Here is a 6,000-nt window from a genome sequence, read left to right as displayed (position 1 = left end):
CCTATGCCAACCACCTGACTAAAGTAACCCAAACACTGGATGAAGGAGGCAATAAAGCAGAGATCGATATTACGTATGACAAATACGGTAATATTACTCGCAAAACACTTCCTGCAAACAGCAAAGGGCAGCGTATGTTCTATAAATACTTGTATGACCGTGATTATACTATGTATGTGGAACGGGTGGAAGATGCTTTCGGCTATCGCTCGGAAATGGAAAACTACGACTACCGTTTCGGTATTCCATTGACAACCCGTGATATGAACGGCTATACTTTGGAAACAACTATCGACCGGTTTGGACGTGTAGAAACAATCACAGGACCTAATGAACAGGTATTGGGACTGCCTTATACTATTAAGTTCGAATATCATCCGCAGATTGTAAAGGATGCAACAGGTATTAAATCGCCTGCCTATGCCCTAACCAAACATTACGATCCGCAGAACCCGACAGACGACCTCGAAACGGTAACATTCACAGACGGTTTCGGTAGAGCCATACAAGTGAAAAAAGACGGTGTGATTACCGAAACAACCAACGGAACCAATCCGGTGGATAAGAAAGTAATGATCGTTAGCGGACGTGCCAAGTTCGACCCGTTCGGACGTGCCAGGGAAGCATTCTATCCTGTATCTGAAAATATGGGAAATAAGACAGTGTTCAATCCTGCATTCGATGCCGTTACTCCGACCAAATCGGAATATGACATTATGGACAGGGCTGTAAAAACAATCCTTCCCGATAACAGTGAATCATTGATGGCTTATACCAAAGACAACAGCAGCCGTACACTGGTAACAACCGTTACCGATGCTATGGGAGGCAAACAATCGACATTTACCAACGGTTCGGGCTTAACTATTAAAACAGAGCAATTGTCAGGACCTGACGGAACGATAACCACCCGTTTTGAGTTCGACCCGATCAACCAATTATTGAAAGCCATCGATAACGGTAACAACGAAACGGTATCCGCTTACGATATGGCAGGAAGAAGGACACAGGTAATACACCCTGCATCGGGAGTAACAAACCTGAAGTACGATAATGCAAGTAACCTGTTAAGCAAGCAAACCGCCAATCTGGAAGAAGAAGCTAAGTTTATTACGTATGATTACGAGTATAGCCGTCTGTTATCGGTTAACTATCCGAATCATCCCGAAAACAATGTGAAGTACAGTTATGGTAACAAAAACGCTTCACACAACCGTGTGGGACGATTGATGTTACAGGAAGATGCCACCGGAGCACAGGAGTTCTTCTACGGCAGACTGGGTGAAATGACCAAGGTAAAAAGAACGGTGATCATTCCTAATCAGGCGATTGCGTCCTACGTTACCCAATGGAAATACGACTCATGGAACCGTATCGAAGAAATGATCTATCCCGACGGTGAGAAGATAGGTTATAGCTACAATACCGCCGGATTGCTAGAAAGCATGAAAGGGGAAAAAGCTTATTCTTACAACTATGTGAACAAATTGGGCTATGACAAATTCGAGCAACGCACCTACATGAAATACTGTAATGGAGCAGAAACCAACTATAGCTACGATGCACAAAGAAGAAGATTGTCTAATCTGATGGTAATTTCGGGTAAAGATACCCGCAAGCAGATTATGAACAACGCCTATTCTTATGACAAGGTAGATAACGTATTGAGCGTGATCAACACCGCACCTGCACCCGTAACAGGCATGGGAGGGCAAATGAACCATACCTATAATTATGACGGTTTGTATCGTCTGCAAAGTGCGACAGGTACTTATCAGGGAACAGGAACTAAAACAGCTTCCTATACACTGGAAATGGCCTATGACAACCTGCACAACATCACCGCTAAGAAACAGCATATGCAGCAACAGGGCATCCAGTTTGATGGTATCCTTAAAGCAGGTTATGATTTGTCTTATGCTTACAGCAGTGAAAAACCTCATCAGATTGCTAATCTGAAAGATGAGAATTACCGTACCGAAGGTGATGCCGCTAAGGATAAGATTACCAAAGACCATGCCTATGAGTATGATGCAAATGGCAATCTGGTATATGTAAATACAGCCAGAGAAAAACAGGACGGACAGGCGAATGAAAAAGCCAACGAACGCAAACTGCTTTGGGACGAAGAGAACCGTTTACAGGCTGTTAACGATAATGGGTTTATTAGTGGTTACTGGTATGATGCCAGTGGAGAAAGAGTAATCAAAACCAGTGGCGATGACGAAGGTATTTATGTAAATGATGTGTTCAGCGGTGGACGTACAGAAACTGCTAACTTTACGGCTTATATCAATCCGTATCTGGTAGTCAGCAAAGGCGGACAGTACACTAAGCATATTTATATCGGTAGTCAGCGTATCGTTAGTAAATTAGGTGATCTGGACTCTTACGGACAAGATCCACGCAGGTTAGAGTATGCAGGTTCGGAGGTGGATGGTGCTAAAGTGGATTACAAGACCAAGTACAAACAAAGCCAACAAACGATTAAAGACCGTTACGCTTATTTTGAAGTGCCGTATTATGGAAAGGATAATGACGATTATGTGAATGGCGGTGGTTTCTGCTGTAATGATGCTCCGACAACCCGTTCTTTTGATCCTTCTAAAAATGATAATCCGGAGTTGTATCAGTTTTATTATCACTCGGATCATTTGGGAAGTTCATCATTAATTACTAATTTGGACGGGGAAATTGTGCAGCATATTGAATATGTGCCTTTCGGTGAGGTGTTTATCGAAGAACGTAACAATAAGTGGAATACGCCGTTCTTGTTTAATGCCAAAGAGTTGGATGAAGAGACGGGATTGTATTATTATGGGGCAAGGTATTATGATCCGAGGACGAGTATCTGGATATCGGCAGACCCTTTAAAAGAGAAACATCCTCACATATCGGCTTATGCTTATGTATTCCTAAATCCTATTCGGTTTATTGATCCGAATGGTATGGATGGAGTTCCTGCATACTATATGAACTTTAGAGGGTATTACATTGAAGGAGACGAAGTATTTGGTGACTATGTTGGTAATGTAAGTCCTTCTACAAGAGATCATGATTATTTCGAAATTGTAAAGCTTGATAATGTTTATTATCATAAGAATACGAGAAGTTTATTTTGTGTCCTAGAACATTATTTCAATCCGAATGCTACATCACATGGTATGAAACAATATACTACTGAGGATGCTTCAAATGAAGATTTTATGATGTTTGCAACAGAATTTGCAGTAACAGGATATGTTGTCGGAAAAGTTTTTGGTGTAGCTGGGACATTATTAAAACAAGCTGGTAATTCCTTATGGAAAATTGCACCTTTACAAAGAGGTTTCATTTATGAGACAATGCTCAATCTAAAGGGAGCCTTTAAAGTTAGTAATTATCCTGTTATTGATGCTTTTTATAATGGAGTTGCGACAAGTATAAAAACAATCGATTTGGGTGCAAAGACTTATTTAAAAGGGAATGCAGTTTATAATAAACTAGCAGGCTATATTGATGATTTAGCTAAATTTCAAGGTGCCAACTTCGGAGGAGTAAACACGACTAATTTAATAAAGAATAAGGTCTTAGAAGTTGGTATTCCTAAAGGAGCAACCTCGGCTCAAGTTAAACAGATTAATAAGGCTATTCAACATGCCGCTAATAACGGAATACAAATGAATGTAAGAGTAGTTAATTAAATTTATTTTATAATTGAATAATAATGAAATCTTGTGTAATATATCGAACAGATAAAGAATATAAAATAGTAACAGAATCGGAAACAGATACAGGGCTTTTTATTTCTGATACTCCAGTTTACATTTTACCTTTAGCAATTAGTGATGAGATACTCAAAGACAAAATAATTAATTGTTTAGAGAACAGTAAAACAGGTGTTAAGATGCCAGAAACACGAGAAAAGTTTTCTAAATGGCAAAAAGAACAACTGGCAAATCTTCAAGAGAAGAATTTTTCGTCTCTTTATAAAAAATCGAAAAGTTGTTTAGTCAGAATAGAATCTGGGCAGTTAATTATTTATCCATATGAGTGCTTAGATGTAAAAAAAGGATTAACCATAATAGACGATAAAGTAGTACACTTTAATTATCTAAAGGGGGTAGAGCTTATAGCTACTCAAGAAATCATTAAGGTCTTAAATTCTGGTGATGTACCCGTTTAAAGGCTATATGTTAACTGCCTGATAATAAGTGTGATTATTAAAAAATAGAGGTGGCATAAAAATCACCTCTATTTTTTATATATTTTCAAATTTAAACATACAGTTTTAACGTCCACAATATTAATCTTCATGTATCAAATTAGGTGATAAATAATTGTGAGTTGTAACCCGTTTATTGTCACATTGATCATTTGGGTAGTTCGTCTTTAATTACTAATTTGGACGGGGAAATTGTGCAGCATATCGAGTATGTGCCGTTCGGTGAGGTATTTATTGAGGAACGTAATAATAAGTGGAATACGCCGTTCTTATTTAATGCCAAGGAGTTGGATGAGGAAACGGGGTTATATTATTATGGGGCAAGATACTACGACCCACGCACTAGCATCTGGATAAGTACTGACCCACTACAAGAGAAGTATCCGAATATTAGTAGTTATGCGTATTGTTTCCAAAACCCTGTAAAGTACATCGACCCGACAGGAATGGAAGGGGAGAATCCCGAACAAGGCTGGGTACTTACAAAAGGTAATAATGTTGTATATGATAGTAGAGTAGTTGATCAAAAGGCGGCAACAAAATATTATGGAAAAAATGCAACTTTTATGCCTGTTGGAACTGCGTATAATACAGAATCAGGAAAAGTTGAATTAGGACAATATGGGTTTTATAAACTAAATAACGAGGTACAACTTACAAAAGATGTAGGACCTAAAAATACACAACTTAGTCAACCTGTTGATTATTCTGGATCAACAATGACTGCCGGCTTGATGATGTGTGGAGTTTTATTAGCTGATGATGTAACAGTTGCTGGAGTCGGGGATGATCCTGCAATTCCTGTGGTTTTTACTGCAGCTGCAGTTACCGCAATAGTTTTAAAAGCGACTTATGAGATAGAAAAAATAAGAACACGTCCTAACCCTGGACCAGCCGGTGTACAATATTCTTTAAGAGCTACTGTCGCAGGAGTTTATCCTAGTGTTAGAGGAGGGACAGTAAACTTAAGTGTTGGGGATGTATGGAAATTTGGAGAATCTACTAATCCTGAACACAGATATACCCAAACATATCTTAATACTATGTCATTGAAAAGAGTTGATGAATTTTGGGGAAATCAAAGAGCTATAAAGATTGTAGAAAAAGCAAAAATCTATAACTATTTTCTGCAAAATGGAAATTTACCTGCAGGTAATAAAATATTTAGATAGTATGAAAGTAAATTTAACAATTAATTTAGATACTGAAAGTTCTTTTAGGAGTAAACTTCTATCTAACATGAATCATTTATTACAAGATTATTTTCAAGATAAAAAATATGAAAATGATCTTGAACAAATATTGATTGGTGTTATTATAGTAAAAAGAGTGCCAGGCTATGAAAAATGGTATAATCCGAGACGACCTAAATATATATATCACAAAGCCTTGAGAGATCCTATTTTCAAAGATAAAACATATGAAATAAACAAGACTTATGAATGTGAATTTAGATTTTCTGAAGATGACTATAACAGGTTTATATCAGAATCAGAGAAGGAAAGTAACATCATTTTGGGAACATATATCCTAGAGACATTATCTGATTTAAGTTACTTATGTAAGAAATTAAAAGACTTTAATAAGGAAGAGTTTATAAATGATTTAATAAACTGTTTAAAAGAAAATGGTTATTTGAGTAATGTTTCAGATTAATATTTTTGCATTAACTATTTGATAATAAATGTGACAGATAGAGGCGATATAAAAATCGTCTCTATTTTTTTATATTCTCAGAATCCTAATACACATTTTAAAATCTAAAATATTGATCTTCATGTATTAAATTAGGGAGT

Annotated in this window: 3 protein-coding genes and 1 pseudogene; all 4 read left to right on the top strand. The window is 37.2% G+C overall.

Annotation, left to right across the window (positions count from 1 at the left end; translation table 11 throughout):
• Positions 1–3,683 (top strand): RHS repeat-associated core domain-containing protein (locus tag G7Y56_RS18655; RefSeq protein WP_304487069.1); only part of this gene is annotated, 3,683 nt, incomplete at its 5' end.
• A gap of 23 nt (positions 3,684–3,706) precedes the next feature.
• Positions 3,707–4,165: a hypothetical protein gene (locus G7Y56_RS13665; RefSeq protein WP_165044281.1), complete on the top strand. Its 459-nt coding sequence runs from the start codon at positions 3,707–3,709 to the stop codon at positions 4,163–4,165.
• 173 nt (positions 4,166–4,338) lie between these two features.
• Positions 4,339–4,653: pseudogene (locus tag G7Y56_RS18650) on the top strand (RHS repeat domain-containing protein); the annotation flags it as partial.
• A gap of 724 nt (positions 4,654–5,377) precedes the next feature.
• Positions 5,378–5,860 carry a hypothetical protein gene (locus G7Y56_RS13655; protein WP_165044279.1) on the top strand — a complete coding sequence of 161 codons (483 nt, stop codon included), beginning with the start codon at positions 5,378–5,380 and terminating at the stop codon, positions 5,858–5,860.
• Positions 5,861–6,000: the final 140 nt, after the last annotated feature.

Origin of the sequence: Dysgonomonas sp. ZJ709, from assembly GCF_011039195.1 — a bacterium.
GTDB lineage: Bacteria > Bacteroidota > Bacteroidia > Bacteroidales > Dysgonomonadaceae > Dysgonomonas.
Note: the sequence above shows the minus strand (reverse complement) of the source record. Positions and strands in the feature narration are given on the sequence as shown.

Coding starts and splice junctions, on each gene's coding strand:
- G7Y56_RS13665 (WP_165044281.1), top strand. CDS start 3,707: ATGAAATCTTGTGTAATATATCGAACAGATAAAGAATATAAAATAGTA.
- G7Y56_RS13655 (WP_165044279.1), top strand. CDS start 5,378: ATGAAAGTAAATTTAACAATTAATTTAGATACTGAAAGTTCTTTTAGG.